A 25481-nucleotide genomic window follows, 5' to 3' on the forward strand; every position below is an offset into this window, starting at 1 on the left:
TTCCCGAAGCAATACTTGGTATTGTACAAGGGAAGCCTCCTGCGCAAGGAGCACTTATGGTTTGGATTGTTAAATTCGATGGTGTGTCCGTAACAACTACATTATTGGCTGTATCTGGACCTGCGTTACTTACTACTAAGGTATAGATAACAGTATCGCCTGTTTGATAAGGACTCGTATCTGTTAAGGTTTTCGTTACTCCTACATCGGCAATTGGGTCTGCAACTGTTACTGTAAAAGTTCCAAGATTAGAACCTGCACCAATTGCATCTTCTACTCTAAAGTTAATTGTAGAGACCCCAGTAAACCCATTAACAGGAGTAAATACAACGTTTCCTGCATTATCTACAACATACGTTCCTTCTCCAGGGATTACCAAAGGAGTTCCTGGACTTCCAACATTTGTTGGATCATTAGGGTCAATTAAGGTTATTGTTGTAGGGTCTATATTATTTTCTGGATCTGTTGCCCCATTTAATAATGGAACAGAAGCAGTTGCTGTATTAAAAGCGGTGGTTGTAGATTGATTTACTACTGTAGGAGGATTATTTATTGTTGTAGTAGATGGAGTACCAAAAGTAACTTCTCCTAAAAAGCCAATCGAAATATTACGTGTTTGCACAGGATCATTGTTATCTCGACCTAGCACGAAATTTACTTCACTTACATTGGTATAGTTTACTACCACAATAGAGCGAGTACTTGCAGGGTCCACTCCTGGATCTGTAATATTTGCACTATTAAAGCGAATTGCTCCAGAACCTGCAGGGTAAAAACTTCCTGGATTAGGCGTAATAATTGTTCCTGGGGGTGTTGCAGACTCTAAGGTATAACTATCAGGAATAACAACTTCTGCCCATTCTTCTGCATCATTATCAATAATTTCTAGCGCAAAAGCATCTAACGGATATATTACGGCATCATTAACATCTGTATCTGCTGTACCTGCAACAATAAAGACAATTCTAAATTGAACACCTTCTCCGGCACTATCATAAGTAATAGAAGGCTCAAAACGGTTTACATTATCTTGTGTAGTATCAACATTAACAACTGTCGGTGTGCCGATAAAGCTCACTATATAAATAAGGGCATCTACATCTGTAGGTGTGCCGTTTGCAGCAATCTCTACATCTTCCACTAAGTAAATAGCACCTGGTTGGTTTGCGGTTCCAGGAGCAGAAATCAAAGTTTGCGTATTAGGAAAAGAAGGAGTTGCTTGTCCAAAAACTAATAGTGGACTTAGAAAAAACAAAAAAGTTGTTAAAAAAAATAAAAAGCTATTTTTCGTAGATTGAGTAAAAAGTTTCATAAGCTATACTCTATGGTTAATATCAATATTATTTATTATAAATTAGGGGGCGTCATAATAGACAAAGCACAAATATATAATTTCATGTTAAAAACATTTAAGGTCAACTCGTTTAAAGTTCAAAAAAACAAGCTTAAATACATTTGTTTTCGATAAAATGTCCAATAATTACGATTAAATACATTTTATATTAACTTTTAATAATATTTTACCTACAAATAATTGGGCTTTTTTATCAAATAAAATTAAGATAGTATAAGAAATTGTATCTTTTTTATCGATTAAATGCATTTTTTAAAAGTTAAAACGCAGAAAATACCACTTGAGTAATAATTAATAAGAAAATTTAAAAATTAAGTGGGTTTAATAATTAAATTATATATTTGATTTTTAGTAAGAAAAAACCTACTAAAGTACTGAAAACAAAGCTTTTTATCAATAGTACAAAATTGGTTTTTGGAGTTTAAGTTTGTGATATATTAAGTCATAAATTAAAACACAGAAAACCATGAAAAAATTAATGTTTATTCTTGCAATCTTAGCATTAGGAGCTAGTTGCACACCGGAATCAATTGAAACAAATGAGCAACAAATTGACAAAAAAGACTACTACATTCCGCCAAACGGATAAGAGCAGGTCATTATATATAGGGGTGTTATTGTTAATTTTTTTAACGGTAACACCTTTTCTATTTTATACCTACAAATTTGCTCCAGATAGCAAAGAGTGGAATACTCTTTTTGGCACCATTAATTCTGGGTCTTTTCCTTCTGTAAGTATTTATTTGCATGTACTATTTACTAAGTTAATATTAGTACTACTTACTGGCATCTGGTTCTTAACTTCCAATAACTGGTGGAAGTATGGAATACTCGTTCCTTTCACTATGTTTTTATTTCAGTTATCCGGGGTATTAAATCACAAAATTAGTTATATAGATGAGTATGATTTTTGGTACTCACTTCCTTTTATTCTTCCAATAGTTTTCTTCTTAGTATATATTTCTATCAGAATTAAAAGAAAACCTTCTTCTATTGAATTAAAAGATGAAGTAGATAACGAAATCAAAAATATATTAAGCGATAGCTTATAAAGTGTTTTCTAAAAATAATTCGAACACGTTTATTCTAAAGAAACGTGCCCCTCTAAAATCGGTAAGTCATTTATCAACAAAGTCAGAATAAAAAACAAATCAGCAAAAAAGCGGATTATTATTTTTTCATATACAAAAATGATAAGAAGCAAGCTTACTAATAAATGAAAGGGACTTGCCTCCTATTCAGTCGGCGAGTCTCATATCAACAAAGTCAGAATAAAAAACAAATCAGCAAAAAAGCGGATTATTATTTTTTCATATACAAAAATGATAAGAAGCAAGCTTCAACATTTTTGTATATGAAAAAACCGAATCTTTCGATTCGGTTTTTTACTCATTTGTACTGAAGACGGGACTTGAACCCGTACGGGCATTTCTGCCCACTGGATTTTAAGTCCAGCGTGTCTACCAATTCCACCACTTCAGCATTATAATTGGTATATATAAAAACTAATTAGCTTCTATGTTGAGCGAAAAACGGGATTCGAACCCGCGACCTCCACCTTGGCAAGGTGGCGCTCTACCAACTGAGCTATTTTCGCGAATGGTATATTACCACACTTCCCTTAGAAAGCGGATGCAAATTTAAACTATTTAGAATAATCTCAAAGACTTTTTTAAAAATTTTAGTCCTTTATTTTTTAGTTTTAATTGAAGCGTTTCGTTGTAGCATCCTTTTTATTTCATTTAACTTCATTAGTGCTTCAACAGGTGTAAGTGTATCTATATCTATGTCAAGGATTTCCTCCCGAAGTTCTTCTAGTAAAGGATCATCTAATTTAAAGAAGCTAAGTTGAAGTTCTTCTTTACTTAGTTGTGACATAGTATTAGACAACTCATCAGAACCATGCATTTTTTCTAACTTCTTTAAAATTTTATTTGCACGATGCAAAACAGCTTGAGGCATTCCTGCCATTTTTGCAACATGAATACCAAAACTATGATGCGAGCCGCCAGGAACCAACTTTCGTAAAAACAATACATCATCTTTTAGTTCTTTTACCGAAACATTATAGTTTTTTATTCTATCAAATGTTTCAGTCATTTCGTTAATTTCATGGTAATGGGTAGCAAATAACGTTTTTGCTTTACTTGGGTGTTCGTGAAGGTATTCGCTTATTGCCCAAGCGATAGAAATTCCATCGTACGTACTTGTCCCCCTGCCTATCTCATCTAGTAATACTAATGACCTTTTAGAAATATTATTAAGAATACTAGCCGTTTCATTCATTTCTACCATAAAAGTAGATTCTCCCATAGAGATATTATCACTTGCTCCTACTCTAGTAAATATTTTATCTACACAACCCATACGTACTGCTTTGGCTGGCACAAAACTTCCCATTTGAGCTAATAAAACAATAAGGGCTGTTTGGCGTAAAATTGCAGACTTACCACTCATATTAGGCCCAGTAATCATGATAATTTGCTGGTTTTCTCTATCTAAAAAAACATCGTTTGCAATAAAAGGAGCATCAGGCGGCAGTTGTTGCTCAATCACAGGATGACGCCCTTCTTTGATATCAAGATCAAAAGAATCATCAAAAAGTGGACGGGTATAATTAGCTTCTTTAGCTTGTTGTGTAAATGATGCTAAACAATCTAAAGTAGCGATTAATAATGAATTTTGTTGTACTGCACTAATATATTGTAACATCCAAGAAATAAACTTTGCATAAATTTCCTGTTCTAAGACTGTTATTTTTTCTTCGGCACCTAATATTTTTGCCTCGTACTCCTTTAGCTCTTCAGTTATATAACGTTCTGCACTTACCAAAGTTTGTTTTCTAATCCACTCTTCAGGAACTTTATCTTTATGTGTGTTTCTTACCTCTATATAATATCCAAACACATTATTAGAAGCTATTTTTAAAGAGGTAATGCCTGTTCGTTCTGTCTCTCTCTGCAACATATTGTCCAGATATTCCTTCCCTCCTGTTGCAATACTCCTAAGTTCGTCTAAGTCTTTATTAAAACCTTCGGCAATTGCATTTCCCTTGAGAATATTTACCGGAGCTTCTTCAGTAATTGTTTCTTTTATTTTTTCTCGAAGCACTTCACAGTCTTGCAATTGTTCTCCTATTACTCGCAAAGAGTCATTTTTTGCTTCCATTGCAATTGCTTTTAAAGGAACAATAGCCTCCAAAGCATTTTTAAGCTGAATAACTTCTCTAGGGTTAATTTTACCGGTAGCAACTTTTGAAATAAGTCGCTCTATATCTCCAATTTTTTTAAACTGATTTTGAAACTTCTGAAGTACAACATCATTGTCTTGTAAATAGCTAACCACTTCATGACGCCTTGTTATTTCATCAACATTTTTTAGAGGGAGTGCCATCCATCTCTTGAGCAAACGGCCACCCATAGGAGAGATGGTCTTATCAATTACATCTAGTAAAGTAACAGCATTTTGATTTGTAGATTGATAAAGCTCTAGGTTTCTAATGGTAAACCTATCCATCCAAACATAAGCATCTTCTGCAATACGAGCTATCTTAGTTATGTGGCCTAGCTTATTGTGTTGTGTTTCGGCAAGATAATGCATTACAGCTCCAGAAGCTATTAAGCCCTCTTGTAGGTGGTCTACGCCAAAGCCTTTTAAATTTTTTGTTCCAAATTGTTTTGTGAGTGTTTCTAAACTATAGTCTGTTTGAAAAACCCAATCTTCTAAATAAAATACGTTAAATGCATCTCCAAAAGTTTCAGAAAAAAGCGTTCTTTTTTGTTTGCTAAAAAGTATTTCAGAAGGGTTAAAATTTTGAAGTAATTTATCAATATACTCTATATTTCCAGTTGCTGTTAAAAATTCACCTGTAGAGACATCTAAAAAAGAAACCCCTACGCCTTTTTTTCCAAAATAAATAGCAGCAAGAAAATTATTTGATTTAGACTGGAGAATATCATCATTAAGTGCTACTCCAGGAGTGACTAGCTCTGTCACACCTCTTTTTACTATTTTCTTTGTTTGTTTTGGATCTTCTAACTGATCACAAATTGCAACACGGCAGCCAGCCATTACTAGCTTTGGCAAATAAGTATTTAACGAGTGATGCGGAAACCCTGCAAGAGCTGTATCCTCACCACCATTATTTCTGGCTGTAAGGGTAATATTTAAAATACCTGCCGCTTTTACAGCATCTTCGCCAAAAGTTTCATAAAAGTCTCCAACTCTAAACAACAATAACGCATCAGGATACTTTGCCTTGATAGTATTGTATTGTTGCATTAAAGGAGTTACTTTTTTTGCCATAAATATTCTTTGTCTTTAAGTCTTTATGAAGGTGAACTTCAGCAGCTACTTTTATTAAAAAGAAAGTTAGTAAATGTAAAAAATAGACCTAGTTGTAGAAAGAAAAATAAGGGTGACTTATTCACATTTATCAACAATTAATATTACTATTTTTGTATTGATGAAATTCAGAAAACTAAAAAATAGTGAACTTGACAGGCCAACGGTAGAAGTTTTTAAGAAAACAGAAAAAACACCCGTAATTATTATACTAGACAATATAAGGAGTCTTAACAACATTGGTTCGGTTTTTAGAACAGCAGATGCTTTTTTAATTGAAAAAATATACCTCTGTGGTATTACAGCCACACCTCCAAACAAAGACATCCATAAAACTGCACTAGGAGCTACAGAGAGTGTAGCATGGGAATATAAGGAAGATACCGTTGCACTTGTAAATGAGTTAAAAAAGCAACAAATTACTACCATCGCTATTGAACAAACTGAGAAAGCAACACTACTTCAAGACTATAAAGTATCTGCTAACTCAAAGTATGCTATTATTTTTGGAAACGAAGTAAAGGGTGTGCAGCAAGGTGTAGTTAATGTTTGTGATAATGTAATTGAGATACCACAATTTGGCACTAAGCATTCTCTAAATATAAGTGTAAGTGCTGGGGTTGTTGTATGGGATTTTTTTAAAAAAATATCTTTTTAAGCTAATTGTTTTATAACAGATAGATAATCCTTTCTATTAGCTACAAAGTCAATTTCTGAAACATCAATGATTTTTACTTTTTCTTGCGGAAGTGTTTTAATGTACTCTAAATACCCGTCGTTTATTTTTTTAAGATATTCTGCCTGAATACTTTTTTCATAATTTCTCCCCCTTTTTCTAATATTTTCTAGAAGACGCTCAGTATTTTGAAATAAATAGATATAAATAGCAGGTTTTGCAAGCTCTTTATGCATTAAGTGATACAATTTTTTATACAAGTTATACTCTTCGTCTTGTAATGTGACCTTTGCAAAAATGAGTGATTTATAGGCGTCATAATCTGCAATTACGGTATCATTAAATAAATCGTACTGTGCAATGTCTTCAAGTAATTGTTGATATCTATCTGCTAAGAATGACATTTCTAACGGAAAAGCAAATCTTGAAGGCTCTTCATAAAACTTAGGTAAAAACGGGTTGTCCTTAAAGCGCTCTAAAATTAGTTTACTATTAAAATCCTGCGCCAATTTAGTGGCCAAGCTTGTCTTACCTGCACCAATATTACCTTCAATAGCGATATAATTATACTTAGAAAGTGAATAATCTTTAATAGGATTTCTAAGCCATTTGGACTGCTTAGTGATTACACTTTCATCTTTTGTTTCGGCAAGTAGCTTTATACTATTTTTTTGTAAAACAGGATGTACAAAAGAGGGGTTTACCTCAGCAAGGGGCTGTAATACAAACTTTCTGTTAGGTATTTCGGGATGCGGAATTGTTAACTTTTTTGAGGTTTTAATTATGCCATCAACAAATAGAATATCAATATCAATTGACCTAGAAGCAAAGCCTTCTTTACTTTTTCTTTGTCTACCTAGAGTTTTTTCAATTTGCAAAGTTGCCTTAAGTAATTTTGAAGAAGACAACCCACTTGTAATATGCACTACACAGTTTAAAAAGGCAGCTCCTTCAAAACCAAGTGCTGGCGTTTCATAAACACTAGATATTTTTACTACGCTTCCCACCTCCTCAAACAATAGTACTACTGCTTTTTGAAGAAACTCGAAACGATTTCCCATATTGCTCCCTAAGGATAGATATATGTTTTTAAGTTCTTTGATGGATTTTTTATTTATGTATTACTTCAAAACACTCTACTACTTTGAAAAAGAGAAAATTAATTTCTTTCTAAACAGAGGAGTTTTAATAAAATGTAAACTTGAACATCACATTAGCACCTAATTTTCACTAGGGTTAGTTCGATATTGTAAATTAAAATTTACTATCTCACTAATTTAAGACGAAATTAAGGAAAACAAAATGACTGACTAGTATATTTGTTTTAATTGGATTAAGTTTTGGAAACAAAAACTATAAAAGATTATTTAGTTGCGCAACGTATCTATCTCATTTTGGGAGCGTTATTCATCGCCTCACTTGTGGTATCTAATTTAATATTCCAGAAATTTTTTTACTGGGATTTTTTTGGGATTTATACATTTGAGATTTCTGTAGGCATACTTCCATATCCCATTACTTTTTTAATTACAGATATAATTAGTGAGGTCTATGGAAAGAAAAAAGCAAATCAAGTAGTTACAGCAGGTATCTTTGCATCTTTCTTTTCTTTGCTTATTGTTTGGGTAGCAATTGCTGTTCCAGCTACAACCTGGAGCCCTATTGATAATGAACTATTCTCTACAGTATTTGGCGCAACTGCTGTTGCAGTATTTGCCTCTATGATGGCATATTTGTTGGCGCAATACATAGACATACAAATTTTCCACTTTTGGAAAAAACTAACAAAAGGAAAACACTTATGGCTTCGTAACAATTTCTCAACGTTTTTCTCACAATTTATAGACACCTTTACGGTACTGTTTTTACTGTGTAGTTTTGGCAAAATTGAGTGGTCTCTATTTGGAGGGCTTTTGTTGAGCGGTTTTTTATTTAAAGTGCTAGTCGCTGCAATAGATACTCCTTTTTTATACGCTGCAGTTTTTGGATTCAGAAAACGATTTGGATTAAAAATAGGTGAAGAAATCACTTTCCCAAATACAAAACAAACCTCATAATAAAATGAAAAAGATTTTAAAAATAATTGGAATTATAGTAGGTGTTTTTATCTTACTACTTGCTTTAACACCCCTATTTTTTAAAGGAACTTTAGAAAAATTAGTACGTAATACACTTGCCAAAAATGTAAACGCAACGGTAGATTGGAGCGAGATGGACTTAAGTCTATTTAGTAGTTTTCCAGATGCTGCACTTACTCTTAAAGACTTTAGTGTAATTAACAACAAACCTTTTCAAGGAGATACACTAGCAAGCGGAAAACTTATTGAACTTGATATGGGCATCACACAGTTGTTTAAAAAAAGTGATGAACCCATAAAAGTAGATGCGGTTTATCTTGATGAAGCCTTTGTGAATATTAAAATTGACTCGCTTGGAAATGCTAATTATGACATTGCCAAAAAGAATCCTACTGAAACCCCCGAAGAAACAACTTCTGAAGATGATGGTTTTACCTTTGCCCTTTCAAAATATGAGCTCAAAAATGCCAGAATTAACTATCTGGATGAAGCCACGCAAACTTTTTTAAGGCTCACTAATGTAAACCATACAGGAACAGGAGATTTATCTGCAAAAATATCTGAACTTGATACTGAAACCGAAGCATTAGTTTCACTACAAATTGAAGACATTGAATACTTAAAGGACAATAAAGCCGCTTTGGATGCTGTTTTTCAACTAGATTTAGAAAATCAGAAATATACTTTTCTAGAAAATGAAGCTAAGATTAACGAACTCTCCCTAACTTTTAACGGCTTTGTAAAGGTCAATGAAAACAGTAATGAGCTAGACATTACTTTTAAGACACCTTCCTCAGACTTTAAAAACTTCCTGGCTGTTATTCCAGAAGTTTATGTAAAAGAAATTAGCGATGTAAAAACTACAGGGAGCTTTACTGTAGATGGTATGCTTAAAGGAGTTGTAGATGATACTAGAATTCCTATGATGGATATAAAAATTAACAGCAGTAATGCTTCATTTAAATATCCTGACTTGCCAAAAGAAGTAAGAAATATCACAATAGACGCACAACTTAAAAACGAAACGGGCTTACTACAAGATACTTATGTAACTATTGGAGGTATAACTTTTAAAATTGATGATGAATTATTTTCGGCCAATGGAAGTATTAGAAATATTACCGAAAATGCCCTTGTGAATATGGCACTTAAAGGAACACTTAACCTTGCAAAAATAGATCAAGTTCTTCCTATAGAAATGGAACAAAATCTAAGTGGTGTTTTTACAGCAGATTTAACCACAAATTTTGATATGGCGTCTATAGAAAAAGAGCAATACCAAAACATTAAAAGCAACGGAAATGCAAGCCTTACGGGGTTTACTTATAATGACGAGGCCTTTAAAAATGAATTAAGAATAGACGAAGCTAAAATAGATTTTGTCCCTGGAACTATAAAATTAAACAGTTTTAAAGCAGCCTCTGGACAAACCGATGTTGCTGCCACAGGAACTATTCAAAATTTAATCCCTTGGATACTTGCTAAAGAAGATTTAAAAGGGCGTTTTAACATACAGTCTAACACTTTTAATGTAAATGATTTTATGTCTTCTGAAGATGAAAACACTTCAGAAGGAAATAAAACTAATGATAATAATACTGCAGCTCTTTCTGAAGCTTCTGTGAAAATTCCAGATTTTCTAGATGCCACCCTAGACTTTACGGCAAATAAGGTAATCTACGATAATATAACTTTAACTAATGCTAAAGGAAGTGTAGCTATCCAAGAGGAAACAGCAAAATTGAGTAATGTAACATCTAACATATTTGGCGGAAACATTGCATTTTCTGGAAATGTTTCAACTAAAAATGAAGTGCCAATGTTCGCTATGAATCTTGATCTTAAAAAAGTAGATATAGGTCAAAGTTTTCAGCAATTAGAGCTACTTAAATATATAGCTCCAATTGCAAAAGCGCTGGAAGGAGATATAAACACAACATTAGCTCTAGAAGGAGAACTAACCAAAGATTTGACCCCTAAACTGTCTACCCTTGCAGGTAACGTATTAGCCCAAATACTAACTGCTGAAGTTAATTCGCAAAATGCACCTCTACTCTCTAAGCTAGGAGAAAAAGTGTCATTTTTAAATCTTGAAAAGCTAAGCTTAAGAGACCTAAGTACTGCCCTAACCTTCAATAATGGAAATATAGAAGTACAACCTTTTGATTTTGAAATAAAAGGAATAAAGGTAAATGCTCAAGGAAGTCATGGACTTAACAAAAGCATTAATTATCAATTAAATATGGATGTTCCAGCAAAATATCTTGGAGGTGAGGTAACTAATTTACTTTCTAAATTAGATCCTGAAGAAGCTGAAAACACTTCAGTAATACTTCCTATTGGGCTTAAAGGATCTGTTACAAACCCTACAATATCTGTAGATACTAAAGCTGCCGTAAACACCTTAACTCAAAAACTAATTGATAAGCAAAAAGAAGAACTAGTAAATAAAGGAACAGACATTCTAGAAGACTTAATTGGTGGAAGCAATAAACCAAAAGACTCTACAAATACAAACACTAATACAACAGAGCAAACCACAACAGATGTAGTAAAAGACGTATTAGGCGGATTGTTTGGAAGGAAAAATAAGAAACAAGACTCTACAAAATCTGGAAATTAATTGTAAGCTTTTTGAGCAATATGTGTCTAAAAGAATATGGTTGTTCTTTATTTTTTAGTTGGCTTATTGGCAGCTCTAATAGCAGCGGCTCCCCCTGGAGCCTCTAATATCGCTGTAATTAACACAACAATAAAAACCTCTATCTCCAAAGGACTCAACATAGCTTATGGCGCTGGATTTGGCGAGGTTTTTCTAGCATTTTTTGCATTGCAGTTTAGTATGACTTTTTCAAGTTTTTTCGGGATGAACCCTTGGGTAGAAGTTATTTTTATCTCCTTGTTCTTGCTAGCTGGTATATATTTTATTTTTAAAAACCATATCACCTTTGGTTATAAAAACCCTAAACCTTTAAAGAAAAGGACAGGCTCCTTTTTAACAGGGTTTTTACTAGCTTTTTTAAATCCTCCTGTACTTATATTTTGGCTATTGGCATTTTCAGTTATCCACAAATATGTAATAATGGTTTCTGAAAACAGTTCCATACTCACTCTTGCTTTATTATTTACAGGCATTTATATAGGAAAAGTATTAGTATTATATTTCTATGGAAAGTGGGGAAATACTATTTCAAAAAAAGAAAAATGTGATACCACAAAACTATATCGTATTATAGGAATTGCTCTTGTAACACTTTCAATAATACAAGGAGTAAATTTTGTAGTTAGTTAATTTAGTATTTCAATAAAATTATAAAACAGAAATAGACACTACATACCCCTCATTGCTTCTCACATTAAAAACAGTTGAGTCTTCAAAAAGTAGATACTGACCTTTAATTCCTTTTAATAGACCTGTATATTGGGGTGATTTTTCTAAGTTGAGACTCTTTAACTTTGTGGGGTACTGTAAAACAGGAAACTCAAGATTGGTTTCGGTATTATTCTCAATAAAATATTCTTTTGCTTCATTTGGGATGTGCTGTTTTAATTTGTCGCGCCATTCTACAAGATTCTCATCTTGCACTTCATTTTTAAGCATAGTTCGCCAATTTGTTTTATCCCCTACAAAATCTTTTAAAGCAACTTCAGTTATACCAGCTAAATAACGGTTAGGCACTTCAACTATTTCAATAGCTTCATGTGCTCCTTGGTCTATCCATCGAGTAGGTACTTGAGATTTTCGCGTCACTCCTACTTTTACATTACTACTGTTTGCTAAATAGACAATATGCGGCTGCAATTGGACGCGTTTTTCATATTCTAGGTCTCTATCTTCTTCATCAATATGTGCTTTACTTAATTCTGGACGAATTACCCAATCTGCTGCCTGTGGAACCTCATAAAAACAGCTTTTACAAAAGCCCATACGGTAAATTTTTTTGTTGAGATTGCAATTTAAACACTCATACCCAACAAATGATATAGTAACTTTTTTATCTAATAACTGATTTACATTCAGGAAGTCATCCTTAAAAACAAGATAATATTGAATAGGGCTTCCGTTTTCTGTTTGCATCTTTGTTAAAACACCTTGGTAAATCATAAAAAGAAAATTGCTATTTTTATTGCATAAAGATACTTTAAATAATGCCAATCCCTATAGTAAATTCTATTGCGTCGTGGTTTTTAAAAAAGCGATTTCATCAAATCGACCTGTTTTTAAAATACCCTATTGATGTACAAGAAGAATTACTACAAGGTCTACTACAAAAGGCAAAAAATACTGAAATAGGAAAAGAATACGACTTTGCTTCTATAAAGAGTTATGATCAATTTGCAAACAGAGTACCCATTTTTGATTATGAATCTTCTGAAACAAATATAGAACGTGCAAGACGAGGAGAAACAAACATATTTTGGCCTACTCCTATAAAATGGTTTGCAAAATCAAGTGGTACAACAAATTCAAAAAGTAAATTTATCCCCGTGAGTGAAAGTTCACTAGAGGATTGTCATTATGCTGCTAGTAAAGATTTACTTTGTATGTATCTTAACAACAATCCTGACTCGCAATTATTTGTTGGAAAGGGGTTACGCCTTGGCGGAAGTAAAGAGTTATATAAAGAAAATGGAACTGTATTTGGTGACCTATCAGCAATATTAATTGATAATATGCCTTTTTGGGCAGAGTTTAGTAGTACTCCAAAGAATGAGATTTCTCTCATGGCAAATTGGGAAACCAAAATGCAAGCTATTGTTGATGAAACCATTTCTGAAAATGTAACAAGCCTTGCTGGGGTTCCGTCATGGATGTTAGTGCTACTTCAAAATGTGGTGCAAACTACAGGCAAAAACAACCTTTTTGAAATCTGGCCAAATCTTGAAGTTTATTTTCATGGAGGTGTAAGCTTTGAACCTTACTTAGAGCAGTATAAAAAATTACTTCCTAAAGATTCATTTAAGTATTATGAAATTTATAATGCTTCTGAAGGGTTTTTTGCTATTCAAGATCAAAATCACAGTAAAGATTTGCTTCTCATGCTAGACTATGGGATTTTTTACGAGTTTATCCCTATGGAAACATATGGGAGTCCAGAAGAAAAAGTAATTCCTTTAAGTGAAGTAGAAGTAGATAAAAACTATGCTATAATAATCACTACAAATGCCGGACTATGGCGTTATAAAATTGGTGATACAATTCGCTTTACCTCAACCAATCCTTATAGAATTAGAGTTACAGGGAGAACAAAACACCATATTAATGCTTTTGGGGAAGAACTTATTATAGAAAATGCCGAAGCTGCTTTAAGAAAAGCTACAAAACTAACTAGAAGTGAAATTAAAGACTATACTGCAGCTCCAATTTTTATGAATGGCTCAGAAAAAGGAGCACACGAATGGATTATTGAGTTTAAAAGTCCTCCAGAAGATTTCAACACCTTTACCGAGCTTCTAGATAAAGCTTTACAAGAAGTTAATAGCGATTATGAAGCCAAAAGACAACATAACACTACTTTAAAAGCACCAACCATACATCAAGCAAGACCTAATTTGTTTTATGATTGGCTTAAAGGAAAAGACAAATTAGGAGGACAACACAAAGTCCCAAGACTCTCAAATTGTAGAGATTATTTAGAGGAGCTATTATCACTTAACCATTAAATTTTAATTTTGAATATAGAAGTACACGACACCGCTTTTGTGATTGCGTATTACAGAGCTCAACATGAGATTTTGAGTCAGGATCCATATGCAAAATTATGGTCTAAGGATAGTTTAAAAATATTTGCAGATGAATTTGCAACTCAAGTATCTGTTTATGATGAAATGCTTCATTGTATGCGAAATAGGTATTTTCATGATGAACTCCAGGAGCTTGCTACTACACATAAAGACCTATTATTTATAAACCTTGGAGCAGGTTTTAGTATGTATCCTTACTCATTACCAGATTCTGTTATTTCAGTAGAAGTTGATTTCAAAGAAATTATGTTGTATAAAGATATAACTACAGATACATTCTTAAAAGAAGGAAAGCTCCCAAAAAGGAAAGTTAAAAGAATAGCTGCAGATATAACAAATGCTGAAGGACAACAAAAAATAAAAGAAACGATTTCTGAATTTGAAAACTACACCAAAGTGATTTTAATAGAAGGTGTTTTCTTTTTTCTGAATAAAAGGGCTATTGAAACGGTTTTAAACTTTTGTGCTGATATACAAAGCAAAGATGATTTAGTGTTATGCATCTCTTTTGATGAATCCCAAAATGAAACAAAAGTCTTTAAAAGACTAAAGCAATATTTTTCTGAAACCCTACAAAGTCATGAAAACCCCTACACATGTTTACCACATAAATTTTATGAAAATATTGAGGGGTATTCGTTAAAAAAGAAATATTCTACCCTAGCTCTAGGAAAGCAATTAGGTTGTATTGAAACTTCAGTAAAAGAAGAAGAAATATTGAACGAGCATTGCTACACACTTTTTAAAATTCGATAAAACGCATATTTTATCGATTAAATTGATTGCTTTAAATCGATGATTTCTTGCTCTTTATCGAATAGGGCTTTTTGTAATGCACTTTAACGAGTATTTGTGTAAATCGGCTAAAAATATTGGTAGTCCTTTTCTTACGCGATATGTTTGCCCCGTATTTAAGGAGTACAGAAATGAAAAAATATATTACCCTCGTATTGATTTTAACTGTAAGTATTTGTGCTACATCATGTGGAACAGCTTCAAAAGCTATCCAACAAAACGAAACAGAAGTAGCTGGATATACACTTAAAAACAAAACTCAGTTAATGCAACAAAAGATTCTACATAAGAAGTCAAAAACAGTTATTGCAACTCCGTAATACACAAGTACATTATAAGAAGTAAAAAAGCCTAAACAAATTTGTTTAGGCTTTTTTTAATAACAGGTATTATTGCTAACAACAATTATGAAACGGCTTTAAGTTTCTTTATTGTCGCCTTGTTTAATTTTTCACTCGCATACTCCCTTGTAACTGTAAGCTCTTTATCATCTCCTCCTGGCATTTCGTACATTGCATCTGTTAGCACAGCTTCACAAAGAGAACGTAGCCCTCTAGCTCCTAATTTGTACTCTATGGCTTGCTCTACTATAAAGTCTAATGCTTCTTCTGTAATTACAAACTCAATACCATCCATTTCAAACAACTTCTTATATTGCTTTATTATGGCATTTTTAGGCTCGGTTAGAATGGCTCTAAGTGTTCCTTTGTCTAAAGGGTTCATATAAGACAATACTGGAAGACGACCTATGATTTCTGGAATAAGCCCAAAGTCTTTTAAGTCTTTAGGGATAATATATCGTAAAATATTATCCTTATCCATTGTTTGCTCCTTTGCAGTAGCACTAAAACCAACTGCCTGCATATTTAATCGTTTTGAAATATGACGATTTATACCATCAAAAGCTCCACCAGCAATAAACAAAATGTTTTCAGTATTGACTTCAATAAATTTTTGGTCTGGATGCTTTCTTCCTCCTTTTGGCGGAACATTTACAGTAGTTCCTTCAAGAAGTTTAAGTAAAGCTTGCTGCACTCCTTCTCCACTTACATCTCTAGTAATTGAAGGGTTGTCACTTTTACGTGCTATTTTATCTATTTCATCAATAAATACTATACCATGCTCAGCTTTTTCCAGGTTATAATCTGCGGCTTGTAATAAACGGGTTAAGATACTTTCTACATCTTCTCCTACATAACCAGCTTCAGTAAGTACCGTAGCATCTACAATAGCTAACGGAACATTTAACATTCTAGCAATAGTTTTTGCAACTAAGGTTTTCCCCGTTCCTGTTTCTCCAACAATTATAATATTACTTTTTTGAATATCTATATCATCTTCAGTCTTAGGTTGAAGTAGACGCTTGTAATGATTATAAACCGCTACAGACATTACCTTTTTTGTATGTTCTTGACCAATAATATAATCGTCTAAAAACTCTTTTATGGACTTAGGCTTTTTTAATATAAGTTCCTTTGTTAATTCAGAGTTAGAAGTATGCAAAGCTTCCTCTACAACAATTCCATGCGCTTGTTCGATACAACGATCACAAATATGCGCGTCCAATCCTGCAATAAGCAGATTGGTTTCGGCTTTTTTACGACCACAAAATGAACATTCTAATTCTTCTTTCGACATAACTTTTTTACTTTACTCGCATAGCGAGAATTTAATAATCTGAGGTTTCCCACAAAATAAACGTATTGTTTATTTCACAACCTGTGTAGTTTTACTACAATAGGTTATAATTGCAAAGATACCTTATTTTTTAGACAATATTTCGTCTATCATCCCGTATTCCAGAGCTTTATCTGCTTTCATCCAGTAATCACGATCACTATCTTCATAAACTTTATCATATGTTTGACCGCTATGTTTTGCTATAATTTGGTATAACTCCTCTTTAAGGGTAACAATTTCTTTTGCTGTAATCTCAATATCACTTGCTTGACCTTGTGCGCCACCCATAGGTTGATGTATCATCACTCTAGAGTGTTGTAACCCACTACGTTTTCCTTTTTCTCCAGCACATAATAAAACAGCTCCCATAGAAGCAGCCATACCTGTACAAATAGTGGCTACATCTGGTTGAATAAACTGCATAGTGTCATAGATGCCTAAACCAGCATACACACTTCCTCCAGGAGAGTTAATATAAATCTGAATATCCCTAGAAGCATCTGTACTTGCTAAAAACAATAGTTGTGCCTGTACAATATTAGCAACCTGATCATTAATTCCCATTCCAAGAAAAATAATACGATCCATCATTAATCGTGAAAAAACATCCATTGCAACGGCATTCATTTGGCGTTCTTCAATAATATTTGGAGTAAGACCTACTGGGTACATACTACTTAATATTTTATCGTAATAAGTACTGCTAATCCCTTGATCTTTGATTGCAAATTTTTTAAATTCTTTTCCGTAATCCATATAAATTAAATGTATTCTTTTTGTAAAAAAATAGGCGTTGAGATATCAATTATTTCAACGCCTAAAGATAACTATTTTATTACTCAATTACTCGTAGGCTTCTTTAATGAATTTATCGTAGGTAACTTCTTTAGTCTTCAGTTTTGCATTTTCCTTAAAAAAGTCAAGCATTTTATTTGTATTTAACTGCTCATTAATACGCTTTACCTCATCTTGGTTTTGCATAATACGTGCAGTAATACTATCTAACTCTTCATCGCTTGGATTGGTTTGACCAAACTGAGCCATTTGACCCTTAATCATGTTTTTACAATAGTCTTTAAGCTCATCAAAACTAACCTGAAGATTATGTTCTGCTCTTAATTTACCTTCTATAAGTTGGTAACGTAAGCCTTTTTCGCTTCTTTCATATTCTGCTTTAGCTTCTTCTTCAGTTAACCTTTTTTCTCCAGAGTTTTGTATCCAACGTTGTAGAAACTCATCTGGCAATTCAAACTTTGTATTTTCAATTAAAGACTCTACAACATCATTTAATAGTTTTTGGTCTGTTTGCTGCTCAAATTGTTTCTCAGCATCTTCTTTAATCTTTTCTTTTAATTCTTCTTCTGAAGTTACAACGTCTTTTCCAAACAACTTATCAAATAACTCTTGATTAAGGTCTGCCATTTCACGAGTGTTTACTTCTTCAATCTTAAAAGTAACTTCAATATTTAGACCATGGGCATCATCATGAGAAACTCCAAAGTGTTTTTGATTGTCATGATCGTCTTTAAAGAACCCTTTTGTCTTTAATGTAACTGTATCACCAACTTTAGCACCAAGTAAGGTATCTAGTTGCTTTTTTCCTTTAATTATATCTGTACTAATAGTAGTACTGTTGTCAATATTCTTTTCTTCATTAGTAAAGGTTCCTGTAATTTCATCTCCCTTTTCAACCGTGTCTTTTGCAATTAATTTACCATATTGTTTTCTTATGGTTTTTACTTGATTGTTAATCATTTCGTCATCTGCTACTACTTTATAACTAGTAATTGCTTTTTTACCTTTTACATCAACTGTAAATTCTGGAGCTAAGCCTAAATCAAATTCAAAAGAAAAATCATCTGCATTCCAATCTATTTCAGCTTCATTCTTAGGAAGTGGGTTTCCTAAAATGTCTAGCTTTTCTTCAGTTAAATAGTTGTGTAATTTTTCTTGAAGTAGTTTGTTAACTTCTTCCACTAAAACCGCTTTACCATATTGTTTTTTTACCATTCCCATAGGCACATGCCCCTTTCTAAATCCTGGAATGTTAGCAGTTTTACGGTAATTATTTAAAATAGACTCCACTTTTGGAGCATAATCATCTTTTGAAATTTCTACAGTTAGTACTGCATTTAAGTTATCAACTTCTTTTTTTGTAATATTCATCTACTAAAAATTTGAGTGTAAATTTTGGCTTGCAAAAGTACACTATTTCTTAGAAGCTAACAAGCTTTTAAAAACTGTTATTCAGCTATTTATTTATCTTCTTTTAAAACCGAATTAAATATAGATTGTAGAATAGAAAGCAGAATACTAAAGATAAGTGCCCACCAAAATCCATTTACCACGAAACCATCTAAGAAAGCATCTGCCAACAGAATAATTACTGCGTTAATAACAAGCAGAAATAAACCTAGCGTTATTATTGTTACTGGTAAGGTTAACACTACTAAAATCGGTTTTACAATAAGTCGTAATAGTGCTAAAACAATAGCTACTATAATTGCAGACACATAACCTTCAACTCCCACTCCAGGAAGAATTTTTGCTAAAATTACTACTGCAAGTGCAGTAAGCAATAACTTTATAATTAGTTTCATTTTTATTAAAAATTAGTTAGTTTCCTATAAAAATAAGAAAACCACCTTTACAAATTACTGTAAAGGTGGTTTTTATATGTAAATATATAAGTTTAGACTTATATTCCGTTTGCAGCTGTTACAGTACCAAAGTTACCAATATCTACTGTTGGTATACTTGCTCCATACGTTTCATTTATTGCATTGATAATGATATTCGCTGTGTAGGCATACCCTCTAGGTGTTGGGTGTACTCCATCTAATGAAAAAGCACCTCCAGTAACAAACTCAGAAGTTAATAATCCTCCATTATACGGAACTCCTGTAGCAGCTACTTGCGCCAATGCAGTTCTAGCATCTACATACGCTAAACCATTTGCAGTTGCCAACGCCTCTATCGTTGCATTATAAGAAGCTGTTGCCGTAGCAACTCTTTCTTGTTCAACAGCTGTTAATACTAAACTGTCTTCTAAAGGTATTGAAACACCTACAACACCTAACGGATTACTTGGGTCTGGTGTAGTTCCTATAACTGAAGAAGCAGTTAACACTACTAAGTCATTATTATTAGCTTGACGTAATTGCCCTAACAAATTAGCAATATCGGCAGGTAAATTTAATGGTGGTCCTTGTAAAAGTTCACTTACATCTGTTAAATCGTCGTCCATTATGATTGGGAAGTTAATACCAGCCTGAAAGTTAATCATTCTAGCATCTGCTTCTTCTTGTGTAATTACACCAAGTTGTACTAATCCTGGTAAAACCTGCGAATTATACTGAGCGAATTGTGCATTTACAGCAGCAGCAGTTGCCGCATCTAAAGGAACAGACTGTGCAGGTACCGTAGTAAAAAATGGAATAGATGTTACATCTGGTATATTTATTAACACTCCACCAGAAGCTCCAGCAGAAAGCGCATCTACTTGTTGGCTGTATACAGATGCAAATACATTAGGATCTGTTATATCATTAGGACCATACATAGTTGGGTCTAAATTTCCTGTTTGGTCTACTCCACTACCACCTGTTGTTGCATAGCTTAAGATATCGTTATTACCAATCCATAAACTAAAAAATGTTGGATTTAAAGATGCAGCATCTTCTATAACATTTGCATTTGGACCTGTAGCAAAACGTGCATAATAAGGGTTCGCTTGCCCGGTTAAAATACCTGCTTCATTTCCATATCCACTTGCGGTAAGGTGAAAACTTTTTGCACCAGGCACTCCCATATTGTTAAAAGGGCCTGTAGCACTTGTAGTAACTTCTGTAGTAGGCGTGCCTTCTAATATTGCAGGCCCAAGGTTTCCTTGAGCATCTACAGCTAGTACAAATCTGTTTTGAGCAATTTGTTGACCATTAAACAATAAACCACCTAAGTTATCTGCCATAAGAGGTTGAGTAAACTCACCACCACCAACAAAACTAAATTGCTCTGCCATTATATTAGGATAAGAGTCTTCCTGTCCCGTTATGTATAATGCACTATCTGCAAAGCCTGCAGTTAATGAGTTACCTACAGCTACATAATTTGTAAAGTTTGCATCTCCTGCATCATAAAATCCTTGATCTTCTACAGAATTTTCAAATTCTGGATCACAGCTTACTAAGCCAACGGCTACAAAGCATGCGATTATTTTATATATATTTTTCATATTCTCTATTTTTTTCAATTTACATTTTATAAGTAAGTCCTAATCCAGGTGAAAAGGCATTAGACTTGTACGTTCCTCTAAAAGGTGCAGCTACACCATCTTCAGTATACGCATCGTAAGAAGCGTCTACTTCATTAAAGTGCAGATACAAGAAAGAAGCATCTATCTGGAAACGATCACTTACGTTAAAAGTAAGACCTGCTGTATATCCATTACTATCATTTCTTGGTGTTTCTGGAGCAAAGAAACCGTCTCTTACAGGAGACTCATCAAAATAGTATCCTGCTCTTAATGTAAACATTTCTGTTGCTTCGTATTGTAAACCAAATCTGTATGTAGATGAATTTTTATAGTTTCTAGCATTAAAAGAATCTGGAATATTTGGATCCTCAAAATCAATATCTAGTGATTCATATACATCCCAGAATGCTCTATTAAAGTCGAAGTTAAACATCCACTTATCACAAAACTTGTAAGATAATCCTACTGTAAGTTCTGCAGGTAACGGCAACTCTGCCGTGATATTTGTATCGGCAAAAGGAGTTAAAGGAGAGTTAGGAATGTTTTCAAAGTCTGCGGTTCCTTCATCAGCCTCAAGGATAATTTCACTACGGTAGTTAAAACCAATGTTTAACTTTTCAGAAGGAGAAAACATTAATCCAGCTGTCCAACCCGTCGCTGTTACACCATCGGCATCGATAGTTACTTCAGATCTATTTCCGTTAATATCGGTTAATGTTCTAGAAAGGTTTCTATTGAAGTTTACTGAACCACTTACAAAAATAGGCCCACCACCAATACTAAAATAATCGTGTAATTTTATTGAAACTGTTGGTTGAATAAAGATAGCTTGTAAGTCTATATTGTTAACCAAATGCGACCCAGCCCAGTCATCTTCATACTCTACAGTACTTCCATATGGCGTATAAACACCTAGACCTAAAGCCAACCAATCTGTTGCTTTATAAGAAATATACGCATAAACTGGTGTTCCTACAGGACTATCTGTTCTTGCAGAAGCACCTGTGGTTTCATTTTGATATGCTACATTAGAGAAAACTCCAAAGCCACCAATTGAAACACTAAACTTATCTCCTGATAATACCATACCAGCAGGATTAAAAAACAACGATTCGCTGCTTACCACACCTACTCCGGTATGTCCCATCGCTAAAGATTTATTACCCTGTAAACTTACACGGTATCCTCCAGCATACATTATTGCTGTAGCCATTGTTAGGACAGCAAATAATAGAATTTTCTTCATAATAATTTGATTAAATTAAAGGTTCGATTTTACTAATTTGATAAAATATGCACGATAAATTTAATGATTTCTATTATTTATTATGCATACATAATAAATTTAATAATGCAATACTATAAAAAATTAGTAACAATTTGGTAAAATTCGTCAGGATTTTCTGCATGAAGCCAATGCCCAGCATTAGAAACAGTTTCTATTTTTGAGTTAGGAAAATGCTTATTTATCACTATCTCGTCCAGATTTTCAATATACCCGGACTTATCGCCTCTTACAAATAAAGTAGCTCCTTTAAATACTTTATCCAAAGCAAGTGCTTTTCCTATTTCATTTATTTTTTCTGAAAGCACAGGTAAATTAATACGCAATCCTAGCTTTCCCTTTTCTACCCAATATAAGTTTTTAAGTAAAAATTGACGAGTGCCTATCTCCTTAATATATTCTGAAAGAACTTTATCTGCAGCTCCGCGTGATTTTATTTCAGAAAAATTTAAGCTTTGTAGGGCTTTTAAAATATCTTGATGATGTGATGGGTACTCTTTTGGAGCGATGTCTGCTACAATCAATTTACCTACTTTATCATGAAAAGTAGTAGCAAACTCCATAGCTGTTTTGCCACCCATAGAATGCCCTAGTAAAATAATATCTTTAAGATTATGATGATTAATATATTTATCAAGGTCTTGTGCCATTAAAGTATAATTAAAGTCTTCATCATGAAAACTTCTACCATGATTGCGTTGGTCTACAAGGTGTATTTGATACCCCAATTCTGAAAATCTATTTCCAAGGGTTCTCCAGTTATCTCCCATTCCTAAAAATCCATGAAGAATTATAAATGGAGTTCCCTCTCCAATTATTTGAGAATGTAGTATCATATTACTGTAGTTTTTTGAGGTATTGATTTATTACAGACTCCAGTCCTTGGTAAAGAGCCTCACAAATAAGGGCATGCCCAATAGACACTTCAAGAAGGTTAGGGGTGTTTTCTTTAAAAAACTGAATATTCTCTAATGAGAGGTCATGTCCTGCGTTTATACCAAGACCTAATTTATGAGCTAAAATAGCACATTGTGTATAAGGCTCAACTGCTTTTTTATTTCCAAGTGTATATTGAGATGCAAACTCTTCTGTATACAATTCTATCCTATCTGTTCCGGTAGCAACTGCTCCTTCAATCATCGCTAGTGAAGGGTCTACAAATATGGATGTACGGATATTGTTTTTTTTACATTCAGAAATTATTTCAGAAAGGAAACTTTTATGAGTAACAGTATCCCATCCCGCGTTAGAGGTTATAGCATCTACAGCGTCTGGCACAAGTGTAACTTGAGTGGGTTTAATTTTTAATACCATATCCAAAAACTTTGGATTTGGATTCCCCTCAATATTATATTCTGTGGTTACAATATCCTTTAAATCATATGCATCTTGATATCTTATATGTCTTTCATCAGGCCGTGGATGAATAGTCACACCCTGAGCACCAAATTTTTGAACATCCTTTGCAACATTGATAACATTGGGCATATCACCTCCTCTTGCATTACGTAGTGTTGCAATTTTATTTATGTTTACGCTTAACTTTGTCATTTTCTATACCTAAGAAGTTAGGCCTCTTTTTAATTTAAGTTTTCTTTTAGCTTACATTAACAAAAATACAAAGGTTAGTAACGCTTAAAAAGCTATATTTTGAGTAATTTGCATAAAAATTTTGATTTTTGAATTTACAAGATTACATAATAAACGACATTACCCCATTTAACGTTGATGCCTCTATAAAAGAAGTTCAAGTTGTTTTTAATCAACTTACTTATTCGCATGTTCCAGTAAAAAAGGACGGAATTTATTTAGGGTGCATTAATGAAACAGATGCATATTGCTTTGAAGGAGAGAACACCCTTCAAGATTACCAGTATTCATTAGAGCCTTTTTTTGTTAGACATACTACTAATTGGCTAGATGTTTTAGAGGCTTTTGCACAAAACAACTCAAACATAATGCCCGTACTTGGAAAAGACAATAAGTATATTGGCTATTATGAATTAGGAGATGTTATGAATCTTTTTAATGACACCCCTTTTTTAAGTGAGGCTGGTGGGATAATTATTGTTGAAAAAGGGATACATGATTATTCTTTTAGTGAAATTTGCCAAATTATAGAAAGTAATGACACAAAAATATTGGGTGTTTTTATTTCAAAACTAGAAAATGATATCATGCAGGCTACTATTAAAATTGGTCATGCAGGTATGAATGCTATTGTACAAACTTTTAGAAGATACAGTTACAATGTAGTTTCTAGTCATGAGGAAGACTTATTTGTAGATGATTTACGAAAAAGGTCTAATTACCTTGACAAATACTTAAACATGTAGTAATGAAAATAGGTATCTACGGTCAGTTTTATCATAAAAATTCTGAAAAGTATATTCAGTTAATTCTAGATGCCCTTCAAAAAGAAGATGTAGAGATTGTGATTGAGGAGAATTTTCTTTCAATCATAAATGAGCATCAGGATATTACCAAAAACTTCTCTGGGTTTGAAACTTTCAAAAAACTAGACGAATCGTATGATTTGTTTTTTAGCATAGGTGGTGATGGTACAATTTTAAAATCTGTCACTTATGTAGGTGGCCTCAATATTCCAATTGTAGGTATTAACACAGGTAGGTTAGGATTTTTATCAACCATTCAGAAAGAAAAAATTACTGAAAGTATTAACCTTATCATGGAAGGTAATTATAGCATTTCAGAAAGAGGCTTACTCACCATAACCACATCTCCAGAAAGTAATGAAATTAACAGCCTTAATTTTGCTTTAAACGAAGTAGCTGTTAACAGAAAAAACACAACCTCTATGATTAAGGTAGAAACTTTAGTTAACAATAAATACCTTAATTCTTATTGGTCAGATGGTTTAATTGTTGCCACTCCCACAGGTTCAACTGGATATTCTTTAAGTTGCGGAGGTCCAGTAATAGATCCAAGTACTAATAGCGTTGTAATTACCCCAATAGCACCACACAATTTAACAGCAAGACCTTTAGTATTACCCGATAATAGCACAATTTCACTTAAGGTAAGTGGACGTGGAGAGTCGTTTTTGGTTTCATTAGATTCGCGAATTGCAACCCTTAAAAACGAGACTACAATTATTATTAAAAAAGCAGACTTCACCATTAAACTTGTCCAATTACCTGAAGATAGTTTTATAAAGACCTTACGTAAAAAATTATTATGGGGTGAAGACAAACGGAATTAGGCAATAAAAACAACTAAAATTTGTTAATCAAGTTAGACTATTTCGC

The 25481-nt window shown here is 33.2% G+C and carries 23 protein-coding genes and 2 tRNA genes; 11 read left to right on the forward strand and 14 right to left on the reverse strand.

The genetic code is table 11. The annotated features are described in order from the left end of the window. Positions 1–1312 (reverse strand): Ig-like domain-containing protein (locus tag RM538_RS13090; RefSeq protein WP_311333892.1); only part of this gene is annotated, 1312 nt, incomplete at its 3' end. A 508-nt stretch (positions 1313–1820) separates the two neighbouring features. On the opposite strand from RM538_RS13090, the gene RM538_RS13095 reads away from it, so the two are divergent. Further along, positions 1821–1943, forward strand: coding sequence for a hypothetical protein (locus tag RM538_RS13095; protein ID WP_311333893.1), 123 nt, complete (start codon positions 1821–1823; stop codon positions 1941–1943). A gap of 28 nt (positions 1944–1971) precedes the next feature. Beyond that, the gene (locus RM538_RS13100) at positions 1972–2406 is read left to right on the forward strand and encodes a hypothetical protein (protein ID WP_311333894.1); all 435 of its coding nucleotides are present in this window, start codon (positions 1972–1974) and stop codon (positions 2404–2406) included. 344 nt (positions 2407–2750) lie between these two features. Here the strand turns inward: RM538_RS13100 and RM538_RS13105 are convergent. The 3 genes from RM538_RS13105 to mutS form a co-directional block, all read right to left on the reverse strand. Then, positions 2751–2836 (reverse strand) — tRNA-Leu (locus tag RM538_RS13105). Between the two features lie 42 nt (positions 2837–2878). Next, positions 2879–2951, reverse strand: a tRNA-Gly gene (locus RM538_RS13110). A 92-nt stretch (positions 2952–3043) separates the two neighbouring features. Next, complete coding sequence (gene mutS / locus RM538_RS13115; protein WP_311333895.1) at positions 3044–5659, reverse strand: DNA mismatch repair protein MutS; 2616 nt, start codon at positions 5657–5659, stop codon at positions 3044–3046. A gap of 160 nt (positions 5660–5819) precedes the next feature. On the opposite strand from mutS, the gene RM538_RS13120 reads away from it, so the two are divergent. Then, positions 5820–6356 carry an RNA methyltransferase gene (locus RM538_RS13120; protein WP_311333896.1) on the forward strand — a complete coding sequence of 179 codons (537 nt, stop codon included), beginning with the start codon at positions 5820–5822 and terminating at the stop codon, positions 6354–6356. Here the strand turns inward: RM538_RS13120 and folK are convergent. After that, positions 6353–7492 (reverse strand): 2-amino-4-hydroxy-6-hydroxymethyldihydropteridine diphosphokinase, encoded by a 1140-nt coding sequence (folK, locus tag RM538_RS13125; protein ID WP_311333925.1) that lies wholly within the window; start codon positions 7490–7492, stop codon positions 6353–6355. The two genes, RM538_RS13120 and folK, sit on opposite strands and share 4 nt — an antisense overlap. 222 nt (positions 7493–7714) lie before the next feature. On the opposite strand from folK, the gene RM538_RS13130 reads away from it, so the two are divergent. The 3 genes from RM538_RS13130 to RM538_RS13140 are packed head-to-tail and all read left to right on the forward strand — an operon-like array spanning position 7715 to position 11744. Then, complete coding sequence (locus RM538_RS13130) at positions 7715–8431, forward strand: queuosine precursor transporter (RefSeq protein ID WP_311333897.1); 717 nt, start codon at positions 7715–7717, stop codon at positions 8429–8431. Positions 8432–8435: 4 nt separating this feature from the next. Further along, complete coding sequence (locus RM538_RS13135; RefSeq protein ID WP_311333898.1) at positions 8436–11075, forward strand: AsmA family protein; 2640 nt, start codon at positions 8436–8438, stop codon at positions 11073–11075. A gap of 36 nt (positions 11076–11111) precedes the next feature. Continuing rightward, positions 11112–11744 (forward strand): LysE family transporter, encoded by a 633-nt coding sequence (locus RM538_RS13140; protein WP_311333899.1) that lies wholly within the window; start codon positions 11112–11114, stop codon positions 11742–11744. Positions 11745–11762: 18 nt separating this feature from the next. Here RM538_RS13140 and RM538_RS13145 read toward each other — a convergent pair whose 3' ends face one another. Further along, positions 11763–12557, reverse strand: coding sequence for a DUF2797 domain-containing protein (locus RM538_RS13145; RefSeq protein WP_311333900.1), 795 nt, complete (start codon positions 12555–12557; stop codon positions 11763–11765). Positions 12558–12601: 44 nt separating this feature from the next. Between RM538_RS13145 and RM538_RS13150 the strand changes: the two genes are divergently transcribed. The 3 genes from RM538_RS13150 (at position 12602) to RM538_RS13160 (ending at position 15312) form a co-directional block, all read left to right on the forward strand. Then, positions 12602–14116: a GH3 auxin-responsive promoter family protein gene (locus RM538_RS13150; protein ID WP_311333901.1), complete on the forward strand. Its 1515-nt coding sequence runs from the start codon at positions 12602–12604 to the stop codon at positions 14114–14116. Positions 14117–14125: 9 nt separating this feature from the next. Beyond that, positions 14126–14953 carry a class I SAM-dependent methyltransferase gene (locus RM538_RS13155; protein WP_311333902.1) on the forward strand — a complete coding sequence of 276 codons (828 nt, stop codon included), beginning with the start codon at positions 14126–14128 and terminating at the stop codon, positions 14951–14953. 170 nt (positions 14954–15123) lie between these two features. Further along, complete coding sequence (locus RM538_RS13160) at positions 15124–15312, forward strand: hypothetical protein (protein WP_311333903.1); 189 nt, start codon at positions 15124–15126, stop codon at positions 15310–15312. A gap of 85 nt (positions 15313–15397) precedes the next feature. Here RM538_RS13160 and clpX read toward each other — a convergent pair whose 3' ends face one another. From clpX to RM538_RS13200, 8 genes are all read right to left on the reverse strand, one after another. Continuing rightward, positions 15398–16630: an ATP-dependent Clp protease ATP-binding subunit ClpX gene (clpX, locus tag RM538_RS13165; RefSeq protein ID WP_311333904.1), complete on the reverse strand. Its 1233-nt coding sequence runs from the start codon at positions 16628–16630 to the stop codon at positions 15398–15400. Positions 16631–16753: 123 nt separating this feature from the next. After that, positions 16754–17428 carry a ClpP family protease gene (locus RM538_RS13170; protein WP_311333905.1) on the reverse strand — a complete coding sequence of 225 codons (675 nt, stop codon included), beginning with the start codon at positions 17426–17428 and terminating at the stop codon, positions 16754–16756. Between the two features lie 87 nt (positions 17429–17515). Further along, on the reverse strand, positions 17516–18838 hold the full coding sequence (gene tig / locus RM538_RS13175; protein WP_311333906.1) for a trigger factor: 1323 nt from the start codon (positions 18836–18838) through the stop codon (positions 17516–17518). A gap of 89 nt (positions 18839–18927) precedes the next feature. Then, on the reverse strand, positions 18928–19272 hold the full coding sequence (locus tag RM538_RS13180) for a phage holin family protein (protein ID WP_311333907.1): 345 nt from the start codon (positions 19270–19272) through the stop codon (positions 18928–18930). Positions 19273–19370: 98 nt separating this feature from the next. Next, positions 19371–20906: an SGNH/GDSL hydrolase family protein gene (locus RM538_RS13185; protein ID WP_311333908.1), complete on the reverse strand. Its 1536-nt coding sequence runs from the start codon at positions 20904–20906 to the stop codon at positions 19371–19373. A 19-nt stretch (positions 20907–20925) separates the two neighbouring features. Then, complete coding sequence (locus RM538_RS13190) at positions 20926–22173, reverse strand: OmpP1/FadL family transporter (protein WP_311333909.1); 1248 nt, start codon at positions 22171–22173, stop codon at positions 20926–20928. Positions 22174–22286: 113 nt separating this feature from the next. Further along, entirely contained in the window at positions 22287–23048 is a 762-nt protein-coding gene (locus RM538_RS13195) for an alpha/beta fold hydrolase (protein ID WP_311333910.1), read from the reverse strand. A gap of 1 nt (position 23049) precedes the next feature. Then, positions 23050–23763 carry a pyridoxine 5'-phosphate synthase gene (locus RM538_RS13200; RefSeq protein WP_311333911.1) on the reverse strand — a complete coding sequence of 238 codons (714 nt, stop codon included), beginning with the start codon at positions 23761–23763 and terminating at the stop codon, positions 23050–23052. A gap of 128 nt (positions 23764–23891) precedes the next feature. Between RM538_RS13200 and RM538_RS13205 the strand changes: the two genes are divergently transcribed. Beyond that, positions 23892–24548, forward strand: coding sequence for a CBS domain-containing protein (locus RM538_RS13205; RefSeq protein WP_311333912.1), 657 nt, complete (start codon positions 23892–23894; stop codon positions 24546–24548). A gap of 2 nt (positions 24549–24550) precedes the next feature. Continuing rightward, a complete protein-coding gene (locus RM538_RS13210) occupies positions 24551–25435 on the forward strand; it encodes an NAD kinase (RefSeq protein WP_311333913.1) in 885 nt (294 codons plus the stop codon). Positions 25436–25481: the final 46 nt, after the last annotated feature.

The organism is Patiriisocius hiemis (assembly GCF_031846325.1).
Classification (GTDB): domain Bacteria; phylum Bacteroidota; class Bacteroidia; order Flavobacteriales; family Flavobacteriaceae; genus Patiriisocius_A; species Patiriisocius_A hiemis.

Excerpts from the sequence above, each read along its gene's own strand:
- RM538_RS13095 (WP_311333893.1), top strand. The coding sequence starts at position 1,821 with ATGAAAAAATTAATGTTTATTCTTGCAATCTTAGCATTAGGAGCTAGT.
- mutS (WP_311333895.1), bottom strand. The coding sequence starts at position 5,659 with ATGGCAAAAAAAGTAACTCCTTTAATGCAACAATACAATACTATCAAG.
- RM538_RS13120 (WP_311333896.1), top strand. The coding sequence starts at position 5,820 with ATGAAATTCAGAAAACTAAAAAATAGTGAACTTGACAGGCCAACGGTA.
- RM538_RS13135 (WP_311333898.1), top strand. The coding sequence starts at position 8,436 with ATGAAAAAGATTTTAAAAATAATTGGAATTATAGTAGGTGTTTTTATC.
- RM538_RS13140 (WP_311333899.1), top strand. The coding sequence starts at position 11,112 with ATGGTTGTTCTTTATTTTTTAGTTGGCTTATTGGCAGCTCTAATAGCA.
- RM538_RS13145 (WP_311333900.1), bottom strand. The coding sequence starts at position 12,557 with ATGATTTACCAAGGTGTTTTAACAAAGATGCAAACAGAAAACGGAAGC.
- RM538_RS13150 (WP_311333901.1), top strand. The coding sequence starts at position 12,602 with ATGCCAATCCCTATAGTAAATTCTATTGCGTCGTGGTTTTTAAAAAAG.
- RM538_RS13160 (WP_311333903.1), top strand. The coding sequence starts at position 15,124 with ATGAAAAAATATATTACCCTCGTATTGATTTTAACTGTAAGTATTTGT.
- clpX (WP_311333904.1), bottom strand. The coding sequence starts at position 16,630 with ATGTCGAAAGAAGAATTAGAATGTTCATTTTGTGGTCGTAAAAAAGCC.
- RM538_RS13170 (WP_311333905.1), bottom strand. The coding sequence starts at position 17,428 with ATGGATTACGGAAAAGAATTTAAAAAATTTGCAATCAAAGATCAAGGG.
- tig (WP_311333906.1), bottom strand. The coding sequence starts at position 18,838 with ATGAATATTACAAAAAAAGAAGTTGATAACTTAAATGCAGTACTAACT.
- RM538_RS13180 (WP_311333907.1), bottom strand. The coding sequence starts at position 19,272 with ATGAAACTAATTATAAAGTTATTGCTTACTGCACTTGCAGTAGTAATT.
- RM538_RS13185 (WP_311333908.1), bottom strand. The coding sequence starts at position 20,906 with ATGAAAAATATATATAAAATAATCGCATGCTTTGTAGCCGTTGGCTTA.
- RM538_RS13190 (WP_311333909.1), bottom strand. The coding sequence starts at position 22,173 with ATGAAGAAAATTCTATTATTTGCTGTCCTAACAATGGCTACAGCAATA.
- RM538_RS13195 (WP_311333910.1), bottom strand. The coding sequence starts at position 23,048 with ATGATACTACATTCTCAAATAATTGGAGAGGGAACTCCATTTATAATT.
- RM538_RS13200 (WP_311333911.1), bottom strand. The coding sequence starts at position 23,763 with ATGACAAAGTTAAGCGTAAACATAAATAAAATTGCAACACTACGTAAT.
- RM538_RS13210 (WP_311333913.1), top strand. The coding sequence starts at position 24,551 with ATGAAAATAGGTATCTACGGTCAGTTTTATCATAAAAATTCTGAAAAG.